Origin of the sequence: Mucilaginibacter dorajii (assembly GCF_024808255.1) — a bacterium.
GTDB classification, from domain to species: domain Bacteria; phylum Bacteroidota; class Bacteroidia; order Sphingobacteriales; family Sphingobacteriaceae; genus Mucilaginibacter; species Mucilaginibacter dorajii.
This window is the reverse complement of the sequence record NZ_JANTYS010000008.1, coordinates 118,646-132,935: the sequence shown is the minus strand read 5'-3', so window position 1 is coordinate 132,935 and position 14,290 is coordinate 118,646. Positions and strand designations below refer to the sequence as shown.

The 14,290-nt window shown below is 41.3% G+C and carries 14 protein-coding genes; 3 read left to right on the top strand and 11 right to left on the bottom strand.

The window, feature by feature from the left end; all coding sequences use genetic code 11:
- Position 1 precedes the first annotated feature (1 nt).
- The 6 genes from FHS10_RS12830 to FHS10_RS12805 all read right to left on the bottom strand — a co-directional run bounded on the left by FHS10_RS12830 (position 2) and on the right by FHS10_RS12805 (position 8,205).
- Complete coding sequence (locus FHS10_RS12830) at positions 2-586, bottom strand: c-type cytochrome (RefSeq protein ID WP_259091224.1); 585 nt, start codon at positions 584-586, stop codon at positions 2-4.
- The gene (locus tag FHS10_RS12825; RefSeq protein ID WP_259091223.1) at positions 570-1,106 is read right to left on the bottom strand and encodes a DUF3341 domain-containing protein; all 537 of its coding nucleotides are present in this window, start codon (positions 1,104-1,106) and stop codon (positions 570-572) included. Before FHS10_RS12825 ends, FHS10_RS12830 begins: the two co-directional genes overlap by 17 nt.
- Positions 1,107-1,113: 7 nt before the next feature.
- The gene (gene nrfD, locus FHS10_RS12820) at positions 1,114-2,586 is read right to left on the bottom strand and encodes an NrfD/PsrC family molybdoenzyme membrane anchor subunit (RefSeq protein ID WP_259091221.1); all 1,473 of its coding nucleotides are present in this window, start codon (positions 2,584-2,586) and stop codon (positions 1,114-1,116) included.
- A 27-nt stretch (positions 2,587-2,613) separates the two neighbouring features.
- The gene (locus FHS10_RS12815) at positions 2,614-5,670 is read right to left on the bottom strand and encodes a TAT-variant-translocated molybdopterin oxidoreductase (RefSeq protein WP_259091219.1); all 3,057 of its coding nucleotides are present in this window, start codon (positions 5,668-5,670) and stop codon (positions 2,614-2,616) included.
- A 37-nt stretch (positions 5,671-5,707) separates the two neighbouring features.
- Complete coding sequence (locus FHS10_RS12810; RefSeq protein WP_259091217.1) at positions 5,708-6,973, bottom strand: c-type cytochrome; 1,266 nt, start codon at positions 6,971-6,973, stop codon at positions 5,708-5,710.
- A 251-nt stretch (positions 6,974-7,224) separates the two neighbouring features.
- Positions 7,225-8,205 (bottom strand): deoxyhypusine synthase family protein, encoded by a 981-nt coding sequence (locus FHS10_RS12805; RefSeq protein WP_090642359.1) that lies wholly within the window; start codon positions 8,203-8,205, stop codon positions 7,225-7,227.
- A 125-nt stretch (positions 8,206-8,330) separates the two neighbouring features.
- Between FHS10_RS12805 and FHS10_RS12800 the strand changes: the two genes are divergently transcribed.
- Complete coding sequence (locus tag FHS10_RS12800; protein WP_259091214.1) at positions 8,331-9,467, top strand: BamA/TamA family outer membrane protein; 1,137 nt, start codon at positions 8,331-8,333, stop codon at positions 9,465-9,467.
- A gap of 47 nt (positions 9,468-9,514) precedes the next feature.
- Here the strand turns inward: FHS10_RS12800 and FHS10_RS12795 are convergent, their stop codons facing one another.
- Together FHS10_RS12795 and FHS10_RS12790 are read right to left on the bottom strand one after the other, a co-directional pair.
- Positions 9,515-10,141: a class I SAM-dependent methyltransferase gene (locus FHS10_RS12795; protein ID WP_259091212.1), complete on the bottom strand. Its 627-nt coding sequence runs from the start codon at positions 10,139-10,141 to the stop codon at positions 9,515-9,517.
- A 36-nt stretch (positions 10,142-10,177) separates the two neighbouring features.
- On the bottom strand, positions 10,178-10,783 hold the full coding sequence (locus FHS10_RS12790) for a hypothetical protein (protein ID WP_259091211.1): 606 nt from the start codon (positions 10,781-10,783) through the stop codon (positions 10,178-10,180).
- A gap of 43 nt (positions 10,784-10,826) precedes the next feature.
- On the opposite strand from FHS10_RS12790, the gene FHS10_RS12785 reads away from it, so the two are divergent.
- Entirely contained in the window at positions 10,827-11,684 is an 858-nt protein-coding gene (locus FHS10_RS12785; RefSeq protein ID WP_259091209.1) for a transglutaminase family protein, read from the top strand.
- A gap of 33 nt (positions 11,685-11,717) precedes the next feature.
- Here FHS10_RS12785 and FHS10_RS12780 read toward each other — a convergent pair whose 3' ends face one another.
- Both FHS10_RS12780 and FHS10_RS12775 read right to left on the bottom strand, forming a co-directional pair.
- A complete protein-coding gene (locus FHS10_RS12780) occupies positions 11,718-12,140 on the bottom strand; it encodes a hypothetical protein (protein WP_259091208.1) in 423 nt (140 codons plus the stop codon).
- A gap of 1 nt (position 12,141) precedes the next feature.
- Positions 12,142-13,056: an alpha/beta hydrolase gene (locus FHS10_RS12775; RefSeq protein ID WP_259091206.1), complete on the bottom strand. Its 915-nt coding sequence runs from the start codon at positions 13,054-13,056 to the stop codon at positions 12,142-12,144.
- A gap of 107 nt (positions 13,057-13,163) precedes the next feature.
- Between FHS10_RS12775 and FHS10_RS12770 the strand changes: the two genes are divergently transcribed.
- Positions 13,164-13,454, top strand: a complete 291-nt coding sequence (locus FHS10_RS12770) for a hypothetical protein (RefSeq protein WP_259091201.1) — start codon at positions 13,164-13,166, stop codon at positions 13,452-13,454.
- 14 nt (positions 13,455-13,468) lie between these two features.
- Here FHS10_RS12770 and FHS10_RS12765 read toward each other — a convergent pair whose 3' ends face one another.
- Positions 13,469-14,191, bottom strand: a complete 723-nt coding sequence (locus FHS10_RS12765) for a hypothetical protein (RefSeq protein ID WP_259091195.1) — start codon at positions 14,189-14,191, stop codon at positions 13,469-13,471.
- Positions 14,192-14,290 lie beyond the last annotated feature (99 nt).

The following is a 14,290-nucleotide window of genomic DNA, read 5'->3' as shown; positions in this document are numbered from 1 at the left end:
CTTATAAAGTTTGTAAATGGTGAACATACATGATCACTTTCCAGCGCTCTTCAGGGTTAAGCTGTGAAGCATATGACCCCATGGCGTTTACGCCGTAAGTAATAGTATGATAAATTTTACCGTCTGTTAAATCTTTCATGGCACCACCACGTGATGATTGGCCACTTGAATATGACGGTGGAGGCGGAAAGCCATGTTTTACCACTTCACCATCGCCTAAACCTTTAAGGCCGTGGCAGGGAGAGCAAAAATGCTCAAACAAAATTTTTCCGTCTTTATAGTTTGCCTGGGTTTGTGCCAGTACAGTTTTAACCTCAACACTCGCCAGTTCATAACCATCCTTGGTATTAGGATAATCAAACTTGGTAAAGCCTACCGGGATAGTTCCGGCGGGTGGTACCTGCGCGGTTTTACCATCCTTAAAGTTAGGGTTCTTTTGATCAGGATCATAAGCAGTATGCTCGTACATGTTAGGAGCATATTCCCAACCCGTGCTTCTTTTATCCTTGCACGATGTTACGGCTATCGAAGCAGCGATAGCGATAACTATTGTACCTAATATTCTAAATTTATTCATAGCTAACATATTTTCTTTCGTTATGCTTCACTTCAACAGCTCCTGCTTCTTTTAACAAATTGGTGATATCATCATGTGCGCCGTTTATGCGTGCATCAATGGCAAGTATAAATTTATCATTAGTGGCACGCAGGTCCATTACCCTTGGCGCACGGCCCGGGAAAAGGTGTGTGGCAAAAAAGAAAGTAAATGTCATACCAAAGGCCGTCCATAATACCGTCCACTCAAAAGTAACCGGTACAAAGTTAGGGATGGGGAAAAAGTTTTTACCGCCAATGTTTATAGGCCAATCATGCGTAAGCATGTAATAAACCATCGAAAACATGATCGATCCGCCTAAACAGCCAAACATGAAGGCTGCATAACCAAGACGTGAATCTTTGATGCCTAATTTAGCATCGATGCCGTGAATAGGGCAAGGCGAGTAAACGTCGTAAATAGATACGCTGTTTTTTTGTAATTTATCAATCCCATGCATCAGATCATCGGGATCATCAAAAACGCCTAATATATATTTGGTGCTGCTCATTTGTTAATTATACTTTTTCGTAATCAGATTGTTCAACACTATCAAACTTGATCAATGATTTCTTGTAGAAATCAACATGTGATTCATCCAGGTGCCCTTCGGCGATTAATTTACGTTTAGCCTGGTCACTTGACGATTTCAGGATCAATTTCACTTCGGCCATTGCCACTGCTGGTAATACTCTTAAGAACAGCAGGAACATGGTGAAGAAGATACCAATTGAGCCGATGAATACGCTAACATCTACCCAGGTTGGATAAAACATAGCCCAGCTTGATGGAATATAATCGCGGTGTAATGATACTACGATGATCACGAAACGCTCAAACCACATACCAATGTTTACTACTATAGATAGTACCCATGAGATAGCGATGTTGGTGCGGATCTTTTTTGACCACATTAACTGGGTCATCAATACGTTACAGCCATACATCATACAACCTGCCCACCAGTACGGACCGATAAACCTGTTTAAGAATGTGTACTGCTCATATTCGCCGCCAGAGTAGTAAGCGATAAAGAACTCGGTGATATACGCCACACCTACAATTGAACCTGTTACCAAGATGATCTTGTTCATGGATTCGATGTGGAACATGGTGATGTAATTTTCTAAACCTAATACTTTACGTGTTACCAGCAACAAGGTTTGCACCATGGCGAAACCAGAGAAGATAGCACCCGCAACGAAGTATGGAGGGAAGATGGTGGTGTGCCATCCCGGTTCAAGCGATGTTGCAAAGTCCATTGATACAATGGTGTGTACCGAAAGTACCAGTGGGGTTGAGATACCTGCCAAAATCAATGACACGGTCTCGAAACGCTGCCAGGTTTTAACAGAACCTGTCCAACCGAATGACATTACCGAATAGATACGACGGCGTAAGCCAGTAGCACGGTCGCGGATGGTAGCGATATCCGGTAATAAACCAGTATACCAGAATACCAATGAAACCGAGAAGTAAGTTGAAATCGCGAATACGTCCCAGATTAACGGAGAGTTCCAGTTAACCCAAAGTGAGCCGTATTGGTTAGGTAAAGGCAAACAAAATGCGGCCATCCATGGGCGGCCCATGTGAGCGGCGATGTAAGTAGCCGCGCAAATTACCGCGAAGATGGTCATCGCTTCAGCCGACCTGTTGATGGAGTTACGCCAGTTTTGACGGAACAACAACAATACCGCCGAGATCAGCGTACCGGCGTGACCGATACCTACCCACCATACGAAACCTGTAATATCCCAGGCCCATCCTACTGTTTTATTTAATCCCCATTCACCTAATCCAAACCAGAATGTATAGCTGATGGCTACTACCCAAAGCATAGCGCCTAACGAAGCCACACTAAAACCGATCCACCAGGCTTTACCCGGCATATTCTCTACGGGGCGTAACACATCGTCAGTAATCTGACTGTAGGTGATGTTTTTACCCGTAATTAACGGTTCCCTTATTATTGATTCACTATGAGATGACATATATTTTAATATCTGTATACAAAAATTTTAAGCCTCTGTTTCTGATAAATTCCTAACCTTAACCTGGTAACCGATACCTGGTTGCACGTTTAACTCTTCAAGCACGTAGTAAGTTCTTTCGCTTGCCAACGCTTTTGAAACTTCGGAGTTAGGATCGTTTTTGTTACCGAAAACGATAGCGTTAGCCGAACATGTTTGCTGACAAGCCATTTTAACTTCGCCATCTTTAAGCGGGCGTTTTTCAATTTTAGCCTGCAGTTTACCAGCCTGGATACGTTGAACACACATGGAGCATTTTTCCATTACACCACGGAAACGTGTGGTAACATCCGGGTTTAATACTAATTGTGTATGCTCATTATTCAGGTAGTTATCAAAACGAGAATCGTTCCAATAGTTAAACCAGTTAAAGCGACGTACTTTATAAGGGCAGTTGTTTGCGCAATAACGTGTACCTACGCAACGGTTATAAGCCATTTGGTTTAAACCTTCTGATGAGTGTACTGTTGCTAATACCGGGCAAACTGTTTCGCAAGGTGCGTGATCACAGTGCTGGCAAAGCATTGGCTGGTGAACAACCGATACGTTATCGAAGTTATCCAATTTAGCGATAGCATCTTCTTTGGTTACCGCTTCTTCGCTGTTACCATGATCGTTATAGCTGTAATAACGGTCAATACGGATCCAGTGCATTTCACGACGACGTTTAACTTCGTCTTTACCTACAACAGGAATGTTATTTTCTGCACTACAAGCTACGATACAAGCGCCGCAACCTGTACATGCATTAAGGTCGATAGCCATAACCCAGTCATAAACAGGGCGGTCATGATCGTCCCAAAGGCTTTCTTTGTTATAATCTTTGTGTTCGCCCTCTTTACCGCTACCGGCTGCAGGGTTCTTTTTGTATTCGGTAAATGAAGCCTCGCGGATAACGCTCCTACCCTCATATGAGTGGTGGGTTTGTGTTTGCGCCAGGGTAGATATCATGCCGGTTTTACCAAACTTGCTGATAGAAGCCGTAGTTTGTAAAGTACCGTTACGGTAACTATAGAAAGGATATGCGTTTTTACCTACGTTGTTACCTACCAAACCAGCGCTTGTGCGGCCATAACCAACAGCGATAGAGATAGTACCCTGTGCCTGACCTGGCTGTGCTAACACAGGCAGCTCAACAGTGTAACCGTTGGCTTCAATTTTAATTACGTCGCCTTCTTCGTATTTAAGCTTTTTAATGTCGGCAATTGACATAGCCGCGTAGTTATCCCAGGTAACTTTAGATACCGGATCTGGCATTTCCTGTAACCATGGGTTGTTAGCACGCTTGCCATCGCCCATACCTACTGACTGATAAACCTGTAATTCGAAGTTATCACCAGATACCAGGCTGTTGCCGTGGTCAACAATAGTTTGTGCTACTGCATTTAAGTCGTGGCTAAAGGTATAGCTACCGGCTGCTACAGGAGCAGTTTTGATCATACCTTTTTGCAATAACTCTTCCCAGCCTTTTTGACCAGATAAACCACCTTTTGCCAATAAGCTGGTATTCCAGGTATTGCGTACAAAAGTGTAGTAATCTTTAGTTGTGCTTTCGGCCCAGATCAATAAGCTTTGCTCGGCCTGGCGGGTGTTGTAAACCGGGTTGATGGTTGGCTGTACAACAGTGTAATAACCTTCGGTAGCGTTAGCATCGCCCCATGACTCTAAATAATGATGATTTGGCGCCACTACATTTGATAGTAATGAGGTTTCATCAGCATGATCTGAGAATGATATTTTTAAACGTACTTTTTTAAGCGCGTCTGTAAATTCTTTTGCTTTAAAGTAATCGTAAGCAGGATTAGCGTTAAGGAATAATACCGCGCCAACTGCACCAGCAGCCAGCTCGCTAACAAATGCAGCAAAATCCTGGTCGTTACCGGCGTATTGTTTTGATGGGTTATCCAGATCGATGGTGTTGCCATAGCTACCCAGTAATGAGTTGATGGCGTTTACCAAAGTTTGTGTAGCAACATCATTTGAACCTGCAACTACCAATGCTTTGCCTTTGGCAGCTTTTAATTCTGTTGCGGCAAGGGTGATGGCGTTATCAACTGCTTTATTAGATACTTTTTTTGAACCGGCAAGGCTTGTACCGGCAATAGCGTTATATAAGCTTAATAAAGCGATACCTTCTTCAGATGGTTTTACCGGGTAACGGTTATCTGCGTTGGTACCTGTCATGCTCATACCAGTTTCAAACTGAATATGGCGAGACATCTTTTTGCTTGCCAGTGATTTGCTGTTACGGTTTGATACGTACTGACGGGTAAATTCTTCAGGGGAGATCCAGGTACCCAGGAAATCGGCCCCGAAGCTTACAATAACGTCGGCTTTATCAAAATTGTAGTGTGGCAATACGGCTTTACCAAAGCTGTTTTGATTAGCCTGGATGATACCTGTATAAGATATTGCCTCGTAATTGATGTGTTTTGTAGTTGGGTATTTTGCAGTAAACTCGGCAATAACAGCTAAAGTAGATGGGCTGTTGATTGTTGAAGTTACAATGCGGATGGCTTTTCCAGAAGCTGCAACAGCTGCAAGCTCCCTCAAAACAAAGGCATCAACTTCTGGCCATGCCGCGTCACCACCATCAATTTTAGGATCTTGGGTGCGGTTTGCATCATACAGATCTAAAACCGAAGCCTGGCCTTGCGCGCTTAAACCACCTTTGGCGAAAACATCGTTAGGGTTACCTTCTACTTTAATAGGGCGGCCTTCACGTGTTTTTACCAATATAGCCTGTCCTTCATAAGTTGAAGAATAGTAGTTGGCTACACCAGGTGTAACTTCCTCAGGTTTTATAAGGTAAGGGATTGATTTATGTACAGGTACCTTTTGACAAGCAGCCAGTGTAACCGCACCAACACCAAAACCAAGCGCCTTTAAAAAGTCGCGGCGGGGAGTTGGAGCCGATAAGCCTGATCCGCTTAACAAATCCTCGATAGGGATAGGCTCTGCAAACTCGTTTTTATTTTTCTCAACAAATTCTGGTGTTCTGTTTAGTTCTTCTAAACCTTTCCAGTATTTTTTATTGCTGTCCATTTAAGCTATATAAACTGTAATGCTAAATTCTTATTGATTAATAGTGGCATTTGCCGCACTCGATACCACCTAAAACAGCGGCAGTAACTTTCTCACCCTTCTTGATCTTATCGTGAGCAGCAAGTATGCTATCGTAATAAGCGTTGCCTTTACCGTTAACTTCGGTACGTTTGTGGCACTGGATACACCATTTCATAGTAAGCGGTGAGTACTGGTAAACCTCTTTCATGGTTTGTACCGGACCATGACAAGCCTGGCATTTGATACCTGCAACCTTCACGTGCTGTGAGTGGTTAAAGTAAGCCAAATCTGGCAGGTTATGTACCCTAACCCATTGAATAGGTTTAGCTGCAGTGCTATCGTATTTCTGAGTTTTTGGATCGTAACCCAAAGCGTCGTAAATTTTATGAATTTCAGGCGACTCGGTTTTAACAACCTTGTGGCAGTTCATACACACGTTTAATGAAGGGATAGACGCGTTTTTTGATTTGTATGCACCAGAGTGACAGTACTGGCAATCAATTTTCATGGTACCGGCATGTAACTCATGTGAGTATTTAATAGGCTGTACCGGTTGGTAACCTGTGTGTACGTTGGTGTTCCACAAAGTAACCCATCCCCAGCTGCCCATCGCGATGGTACCGCAAACAAGTATAAAGAATACTAATTTTTTATTCTTAAGGATCTTTTTAAGCAGTACGTTTTTATCAGCTTCAGCAACAACGGGCTCTTCTTCAATTACCAGGTCTTTGTTTTTAGATACCAGGCGCTCTAAAGTACCAACTACCTTGTTTAATACCAGTATTACAATAAATGCAATAACAATGATACCAACTAAGCCCCAAACAACCAGTTCGCTCGGGCCTTTTTCTTCGGCAACAGCACCACCGGCAGGTGGTTGTGTTTTTTCCTTTTGAATCCTTGCCCAATCAGCACGGATAAAAGTAATTACGTTACCTACATCGCCATCAGAAAGATCTGTAAAGGTGGTCATGCCTTTTTGCTCAAACTTGTTGAAAATGGCAAGGGCTTTAGGATTTTTAGCTGCTATAAGGGCCTGGTTGTTCTGAATCCATTTGATAAGGTATTTATCATCTGTTTCTTCAGTAAGTTGCGGGCCAAGCGCCGGGCCGGTTAAAACCTGGTCGATTTTATGACAGGCTGTACATTTGGATTTGAAAATGGCCTCGCCCTTTGCCGCGTCTGTTTGCGCGTAAGCGGCAGAAAAACCCCAAAAAGCAAACCCAACAATCAGCAGAACCGACCTTGAGAATTGTTTAAAAATCAATGAGAAACTTCTCATAAAGTGTATTTATGCTAAATAATTTTTATATTAATGTTTTATTCTGCTGTAAAGATGTGTGCCGCATCTGTGTTTTACAGCCACAAAAGTAAAATTTATTACACTATCGCTGACACATAAATGACAGTAACCTATAATTTATAATCGTTCTAAATAAATCAAAAACCCCCTTTAAAATACGCTAATGGCATATTATAACATTTAGCAAAATTTAAAAGGGTTTAATCATTGTAAGCAATTATAAAATTTCTTTATTGTTTTAAAATCCAGGCAAATATTAATGGCGCAACAATAGTAGCATCACTCTCCACTATAAATTTAGGGGTATGAATGTCAAGTTTGCCCCAGGTGATCTTCTCATTTGGCACCGCGCCCGAGTATGAGCCGTAAGATGTTGTTGAATCCGAGATCTGGCAGAAATAGCTCCAGAATGGTACATCGTGCATTTCCATATCCTGGTAAAGCATTGGCACAACGCATATCGGGAAGTCGCCTGCTATACCACCACCTATCTGGAAAAAGCCTATGCCCTTGCCCGATGAATTTTTGGTATACCAGTCTGCAAGCCAGGCCATATATTCAATGCCGCTTTTCATTGTTGAGGCTTTTAACTCGCCTTTGATAATGTATGATGCAAAAATGTTGCCCATAGTTGAGTCTTCCCATCCCGGTACTACGATAGGCAGGTTCTTCTCGGCCGCGGCCAGCATCCATGAGTTTTTAGGGTCTATCTCATAGTATTGCTCCAACTCGCCGCTCAGCAATATTTTGTACATGTATTCATGCGGAAAATAACGCTCACCGCTATTATCAGCATCTTTCCATATTTTATGAATGTGCTTTTGTAACCTGCGGAAGGCTTCTTCTTCGGGGATACAGGTATCGGTAACACGGTTGTAGTGATTCTCTAACAAATCCCATTCTTCCTGCGGACTTAAATCGCGGTAGTTGGGTACTCTTTTGTAATGAGAGTGCGCTACCAGGTTCATGATATCTTCTTCAAGATTTGCCCCGGTGCATGAAATTATAGCTATTTTATCCTGCCGAATCATCTCGGCCAGTGAAATTCCTAACTCGGCGGTGCTCATGGCTCCGGCCAGGGTAACCATCATTTTACCGCCTTCATCAAGGTGGGTCTCATATCCTTTGGCAGCATCCATTAGTGCTGCTGAGTTAAAATGCAGGTAATTTCTTTCAATAAACTGCGAAATAGGTCCTCTTGTGATGCTCATAGTGTGTCAATAAATTTCAGGTGCAAAAGTAGGCATTTTACTTAATTATGATTTTTTAAATCAAAATACATTAAACTGCGTAGATACCGAAGTAAAAATGAGCCTATATTAGCGCCCTATTCTTTATGAAGATATTTGTAACCATATTATTATTTGTTTTTTGCGTGCAAACCAGCCAGGCTCAAACGCATGTACTGCCAAAGTTTATCCGCAAAATGTTTTTTAATAAGGCAGATAGTACAAAAAAAAGCAGCTTTGTTGTATTACCCGCAATCAGTTCTGCCCCCGAAACAGGCCTGGAAGTTGGAGGCGCCGGTTTATATTCATTTTATACCGATTCGGTTAAGAGTGATACCCGTGTATCAAGCATATTTGGCTATGCAACAGTTGCCACAAAAGGTCAAAGCAAGTTTAGCATCAATACCAACTATTGGACTCCTGGTAACAGCTATCACTTTGCCGCTGGCATAAGCTATTATAACTTCCCCTTTAGTTTTTATGGCATTGGCAACGATACCCGTAGCGCCGATGTTACTCAAATTGATCAGCAACGGCTAAAATTTTACCTGGGTGCCGAAAAAAAACTAACCGATGAACTTTATGTGGGCTTTGTATCTGGAGCCCAGCGGTTTCACATACCACAAACATCTTACAAAACTATCTTTTACACCGACAAAAGGGTTGAAAACCATGGTGGTGGTAGTAATATTTATGTTGGCCCAAGCGTAACTTTTGATAGTCGGAATAATAATACGTACACTACAAAAGGCGCAATAATCACCAGCTCTTTTGAAGTAATACGAGGATATGGCAAAACTGATTATAGTGGCGGTTTTTTAAATGTAGAATATTCCCAGTTTTTTGCTTTGAGCAAGAAGTTTGTTTTGGGCGTTGATATCCAGGAACAAAGTCTTACAGGCAGCCGGTCGCCATTTTATTTGTTACCGGCATTGGGTAATGACGAAATGATGCGGGGCTATTACAACGGTCGCTATCGCGATAGAAATATGCTGGCTGGCCAAACCGAATTACGCTACCGGCTAAGCCCAAGGTGGGGCCTTGTTGGATTTGTTGGTACCGGCGAGGTATTTAACAAAAGCTTTAGCTGGGCTGAGTTAAAACCAAATTATGGTGGCGGCGCACGCTACTTCTTTGATATTGAAAAAGGCCTGAGCATTCGTGCTGATTATGGTATTGGCCAAAAAAATCCGGGGGAGAGCAGGCAAAGCGGATTCTATCTGGCACTGGGGCAAGCGTTTTAATTAGTTCATAGGTTATGGTTGATAGCCTATGTTCAGGTGCTATTTTTTTACTTACCACCCTTTTTACATGTAATTAAAAAGAACGGATAATTTTCGGTAATTTCTGTGATTTCAAATAATCCGGCTTTGCTAAACTCTGCTTTAATCGACTCTTTATCGTAAAAGAACATCTTAACGCCATCGAATATTTCATATCTGTCTGTGCTAACAAATTTACCTTTACCATAGGTGGGGGCTTCTTTAGAGATGGCTGTAAAAACCATATACCCGTTTTCTGTTAGTTGATCATAGCAGTCCCGGATAAGTTTTTCCCGCTCACTTTCACTCAGCAAATGAATTAACGCGTAACAAAATATCCCATCATATTGGTGATTATCAAAGGGCATATCGGTCACAGAACCATGAAAGATGATCATATCTGTTCCATAATACTTCCAGGCCATCTCAATAGCGGTTTTTGATATCTCGATGCCCGTTACAGCTATTCCGTTATCCTTGAAAACCTGCGCGTTGCGACCGTAACCAATTCCGGGAATGAGCATATTTTTCACTGCTTTTTCAACAAAAAAGTCCTTTGTCAGTACTGCGGATTTCGCCGGCTCAAAACCCCACATTTCCTTCTTTTCAATAAAGCTCAACTCCCAAAATCCGGGCTTCTCAGGTTCATTAATCATGATCTTTTCCTAATTAAGTTATACTATTGCTAAACTTCAGTACTTTATTTTAAAATGCTCTTTTTCGGCCCTGCCCAATTTAAAAAATACCAGCCCTATCCAAAAAAGATCGATAGTTAACGTAACCCGCGGATGCGCCTTAACCTGGTCCCAAACCCGTTTGGCATCTGTATTGTTATGAACGCCGGTAAATATCATTATGGTATCCGGATAAACTGCAGTAAGCAATGTTTCAAACACTTGCAGGTTTAAAACATCATTATTGAAAATAACCATGTCTGCGCAGGTAGTTAATCCGCCTTTTAACTCCGCATCATTAACGTTATCTATTTTTGCCAGGGGTACTGCTTTTTGCAAATAATGCGATGTTCTCCCCCCCTCTCCTACTTCAACAATTGATGATGGGTTAAAATGTTTTGTTAACCGGTAAATGAGTTTTAATACTTTAACCGGCAATTTTCTTTCCGTAGCTATGTTCTGCCCGCTAAGCTCAATTGCTATCTCATGGTACGCTTTTTGGTTGTGGTAATTATAAATTACGGTATCTATCAGTTGGTAAACAAACGGAGAGTGGATCCCGTGCCGGTTATTCGCTGTAAGGCGGTGCCGCAAATAATCTTGCACAAATGTGAAACTTGCCATCGCCACAAAAGTAAAAAAGTTTAGTATTTTAGCATTACAGCGTATGATAAATCCAACAGAAGTAAACTCTTTGATCCGCTTGCTTGACGACCCCGATGCCGGCATCTATGAACACGTTCACGATAAACTGTTGGGCTACGGCATTGAAGTTATCACTTATCTTGAAAATGCTTTTGAACAGGCTTTTGATGCCATACAACAAGAACGTATTGCCAACCTGGTACATGAAATTCAATTCGGTGCTTTAAAGGACGACCTTAAGTTATGGGTTCAGAGCGGGTCGTTCGACCTGCTACAGGGTATCCTGATCATTAACCGTTATCAATACCCGGATCTTGACGAGCAAAAAGTGATTAACCAGATTGAGGCCATTAAACGGGATATCTGGATCCAGATGATGAACCAGGGTAGTCCCAAGGAGCAGATTAAAGAGATCAACCACGTATTTTACCATATCTACGGTTTCAGGGGCAATACCTCAAACCATCTTGATCCGCAGAACAGCTTTTTGAGCCAGGTACTGGAAACAAAAAAGGGTAACCAAATTTCATTGGCTATTATATATTCCATCATTGCCCAAAAGCTTGATATTCCGGTATATGGCGTAAACCTTCCGAAGTATTTTATACTGGCCTATGTTGACGAAAGCCTTCAAAACGACTTTGAAGGAGGCGTACTTTTTTACATCAATGCTTTTAACAGGGGTATCATTTTTGGCCGCCGGGATGTAGATATTTTTTTAAAACAGCTTAACCTTAAGTTTGATAAACAGTTTTATGAACCCTGCTCCAATACAGATATCATTAAACGCGTAATCCGTAACCTCATTAGCGCCTATGAAAACTTAGGGTCGGCAGAAAAGGTGGCGGAGTTGAATGAATTGTTGAGGATATTGGAATAACGCTCAAACCGAAGGACGACAATTTCCAAACAATCAACTATTCCTTTTTATTCCTGCTTCTATACCTGCGTTTATCATATTGCCATAACCATCAACAGCAAGATAATGTGAGGCTTCCTTTGCATATATGTAATTTTTAAGAGCAAGTTCATTCTCACCTAAATCTTCGTATGATTTACCAAAGTTGAGATATAATGATGGGAAGTAAGAAGCTATCACCTCGTCGTCAATTTTTAAGGCATACTGCAACGATACCACATTCCAATGCAATTTATCCTGAAGTTGTTGCTGATTGCGCGCCACATAATGTGCAGCAGTAAAGTGTTCGAAATCATTGCTGGCAATTCCCCAGGCTTGCATAAACAGCTCATGAGCCTCGTCAAGCTTCCCCTCGCCCTCTGTCATCATACCTTGGGCGCATAGCTTCACAACTTCATTGTCGGGATCGAAGTCCATTTTACTTCGCCTTTAAAAAGCCATTCTCATCCAGCCAGTTGGTGGCCCAATCAAACCACTTGCCTTTGTTTTTTGAGTTGTTAAGCCCGAACCCATGGCCCCCTTCCTGGAAAAGGTGCATTTCGGCTTTTACTTTGTTTTTCAGTAGGCCGTCATAAAACATCAGGCTATTTTGTACAGGCACCACGTTATCATCTTCGGCATGCACCAAAAATGTGGGCGGGGTGTTGGCAGTAATCTGGTTTTCGTTTGAGTACTGGGCAACCTGCGCTGCAGATGGTGTTTTGCCTACCAGGTTTTCGCGCGACCCTACGTGAGCCTGATCGCCAAAGCTGATCACCGGGTATAACAGGATCATAAAATCGGGTCTAAGACTGATATTCTCTTTATTTTCGATAACCGGCTTATCAAAATGCGTCCCCTCGGTAGAAGCCAAATGGCCACCTGCCGAAAAGCCTATAATGCCGATCCTTGCCGGATCAACACCCCATTCTTTGGCGTTTTTACGCACGGTCAAAATAGCCATTTGCGCGTCCTGTAGCGGACCGATAGATCTATCCACCATAATTTCATCGCTTGGCAACCTGTATTTTAACAAAAATGCGGTAACACCTATTTTATTAAACTCCTGGCAAATGGCCATACCCTCATGAGCATTGGCTAAACCAGCATAACCGCCACCAGGGCAAACCACTATAGCTGCACCGTTGGCCTTGCCTTTCTCAGGCAAATAAGCGGTAAGCGTTGGCACGCTTACACCGGTAATCCAGTTGCTTTTATCTGTTTTTTCAACATAGGTCGCCGGAGTTGGCTTTGAGTTTGGGATCCCTTTAGGATATAAAGGCATCGATTTTTCCTGCCCGTAAGCTATGGTTGCTACAATGGTCAAAATAAAGGCTGATAAAATGATTTTCATAATTTATTAGGTATGCACAATTATAGCTTTTTTATCATAAGTATTATGATTGAAAAACATCCGTACTCACAAAAATGTATTTCATAGATAATCAAAAGAGGTTATTTATGAAACAGCAAGTAATTGAAGATGTAAACATTATACCTCATTTAAATAAAGCCTGTGGCCTTGATATGCACAAAGATAAGATCCCCGGCTTTATCTCGGGGAAAAGATGGCAGCATCAGGAGTTTAATGAATTTGGCACTTACACCTGCCCGCTCAAACAGATCGGGGATTGGTTACAGAATTGCCCGATGGAAAACACAGGTATTTGTAGGATGAGCTTATTTATCTTAAAGAATTGCCACTGGGTAGGATTTACAACAAACAATAAAGCCATCCATATAATTTATTAGACTTTTATTCGGAATTAATAAAGATTAAAAGTATTGGGAATTTTATTCTTTTTAAAATCTTCGTATGAAATTTTTATGTAGATGACAAGATCATAATCATTCATTGTGTCAATTTGTTTCAGCGTTGGCATATATTCTAATTCAAAGCTTTCAAGCTGATTATCCGGTATAGGAATAACTTTTTTTATACTTTCATCATTAAATCGCGCGGAAACTTTGCTTGCGGCTAATTCTTTACGTGCATATCTATTAAACCGGCGCGCATCAATAACTTCACTTTTAAAATTTTCGTAAATAAAGGTCATCGGCTTTAAAAAAAGATAATAGTAATGTGGCGTGCCGGTATAAAATACACTTTTTTCTCTATAACCTCTTTGTACTTCTTTAATATCGCTTTTCAATGAATTTTCCTTAATTACAACTTCGTTGAGTTGAATTATTGGAGTCATAAATACAACTTTGTCTGTAAAATCTTGAACTATAAATTCAGTCGTCTGATAATTATCACTTTTGAACTGCAATGTATCACCAGCTTTCGAAGAAATACTAAAAACGCCATAAATATTCGAACGTACCTGTGTCGAAGTTCTTTTATTCAAAACGATAACGCTTCCAATCCTCAAATTAGTCCCGTTCTTAAACAATATTCCCTTTTGGATTTGGATATTTTGAGCAAATAACGGACTCAGCCTTACAACACCAATCAAGAATAAAATAATAAGCTTTTTATTAATCATTTTATTGTCAACTGAAACGATAAATCTCTATCTATTCAAATTAAATTAATACTATAAAGTTAAAAGAATGGTGTCAGATCTATCGAACGAAGAATGTTA

Excerpts from the sequence above, each read along its gene's own strand:
- FHS10_RS12805 (WP_090642359.1), bottom strand. The coding sequence starts at position 8,205 with ATGAGCATCACAAGAGGACCTATTTCGCAGTTTATTGAAAGAAATTAC.
- FHS10_RS12765 (WP_259091195.1), bottom strand. The coding sequence starts at position 14,191 with ATGATTAATAAAAAGCTTATTATTTTATTCTTGATTGGTGTTGTAAGG.
- FHS10_RS12790 (WP_259091211.1), bottom strand. The coding sequence starts at position 10,783 with ATGGCAAGTTTCACATTTGTGCAAGATTATTTGCGGCACCGCCTTACA.
- FHS10_RS12775 (WP_259091206.1), bottom strand. The coding sequence starts at position 13,056 with ATGAAAATCATTTTATCAGCCTTTATTTTGACCATTGTAGCAACCATA.
- FHS10_RS12810 (WP_259091217.1), bottom strand. The coding sequence starts at position 6,973 with ATGAGAAGTTTCTCATTGATTTTTAAACAATTCTCAAGGTCGGTTCTG.
- FHS10_RS12770 (WP_259091201.1), top strand. The coding sequence starts at position 13,164 with ATGAAACAGCAAGTAATTGAAGATGTAAACATTATACCTCATTTAAAT.
- FHS10_RS12825 (WP_259091223.1), bottom strand. The coding sequence starts at position 1,106 with ATGAGCAGCACCAAATATATATTAGGCGTTTTTGATGATCCCGATGAT.
- FHS10_RS12780 (WP_259091208.1), bottom strand. The coding sequence starts at position 12,140 with ATGGACTTCGATCCCGACAATGAAGTTGTGAAGCTATGCGCCCAAGGT.
- FHS10_RS12815 (WP_259091219.1), bottom strand. The coding sequence starts at position 5,670 with ATGGACAGCAATAAAAAATACTGGAAAGGTTTAGAAGAACTAAACAGA.
- nrfD (WP_259091221.1), bottom strand. The coding sequence starts at position 2,586 with ATGTCATCTCATAGTGAATCAATAATAAGGGAACCGTTAATTACGGGT.
- FHS10_RS12785 (WP_259091209.1), top strand. The coding sequence starts at position 10,827 with ATGATAAATCCAACAGAAGTAAACTCTTTGATCCGCTTGCTTGACGAC.
- FHS10_RS12795 (WP_259091212.1), bottom strand. The coding sequence starts at position 10,141 with ATGATTAATGAACCTGAGAAGCCCGGATTTTGGGAGTTGAGCTTTATT.
- FHS10_RS12800 (WP_259091214.1), top strand. The coding sequence starts at position 8,331 with ATGAAGATATTTGTAACCATATTATTATTTGTTTTTTGCGTGCAAACC.
- FHS10_RS12830 (WP_259091224.1), bottom strand. The coding sequence starts at position 586 with ATGTTAGCTATGAATAAATTTAGAATATTAGGTACAATAGTTATCGCT.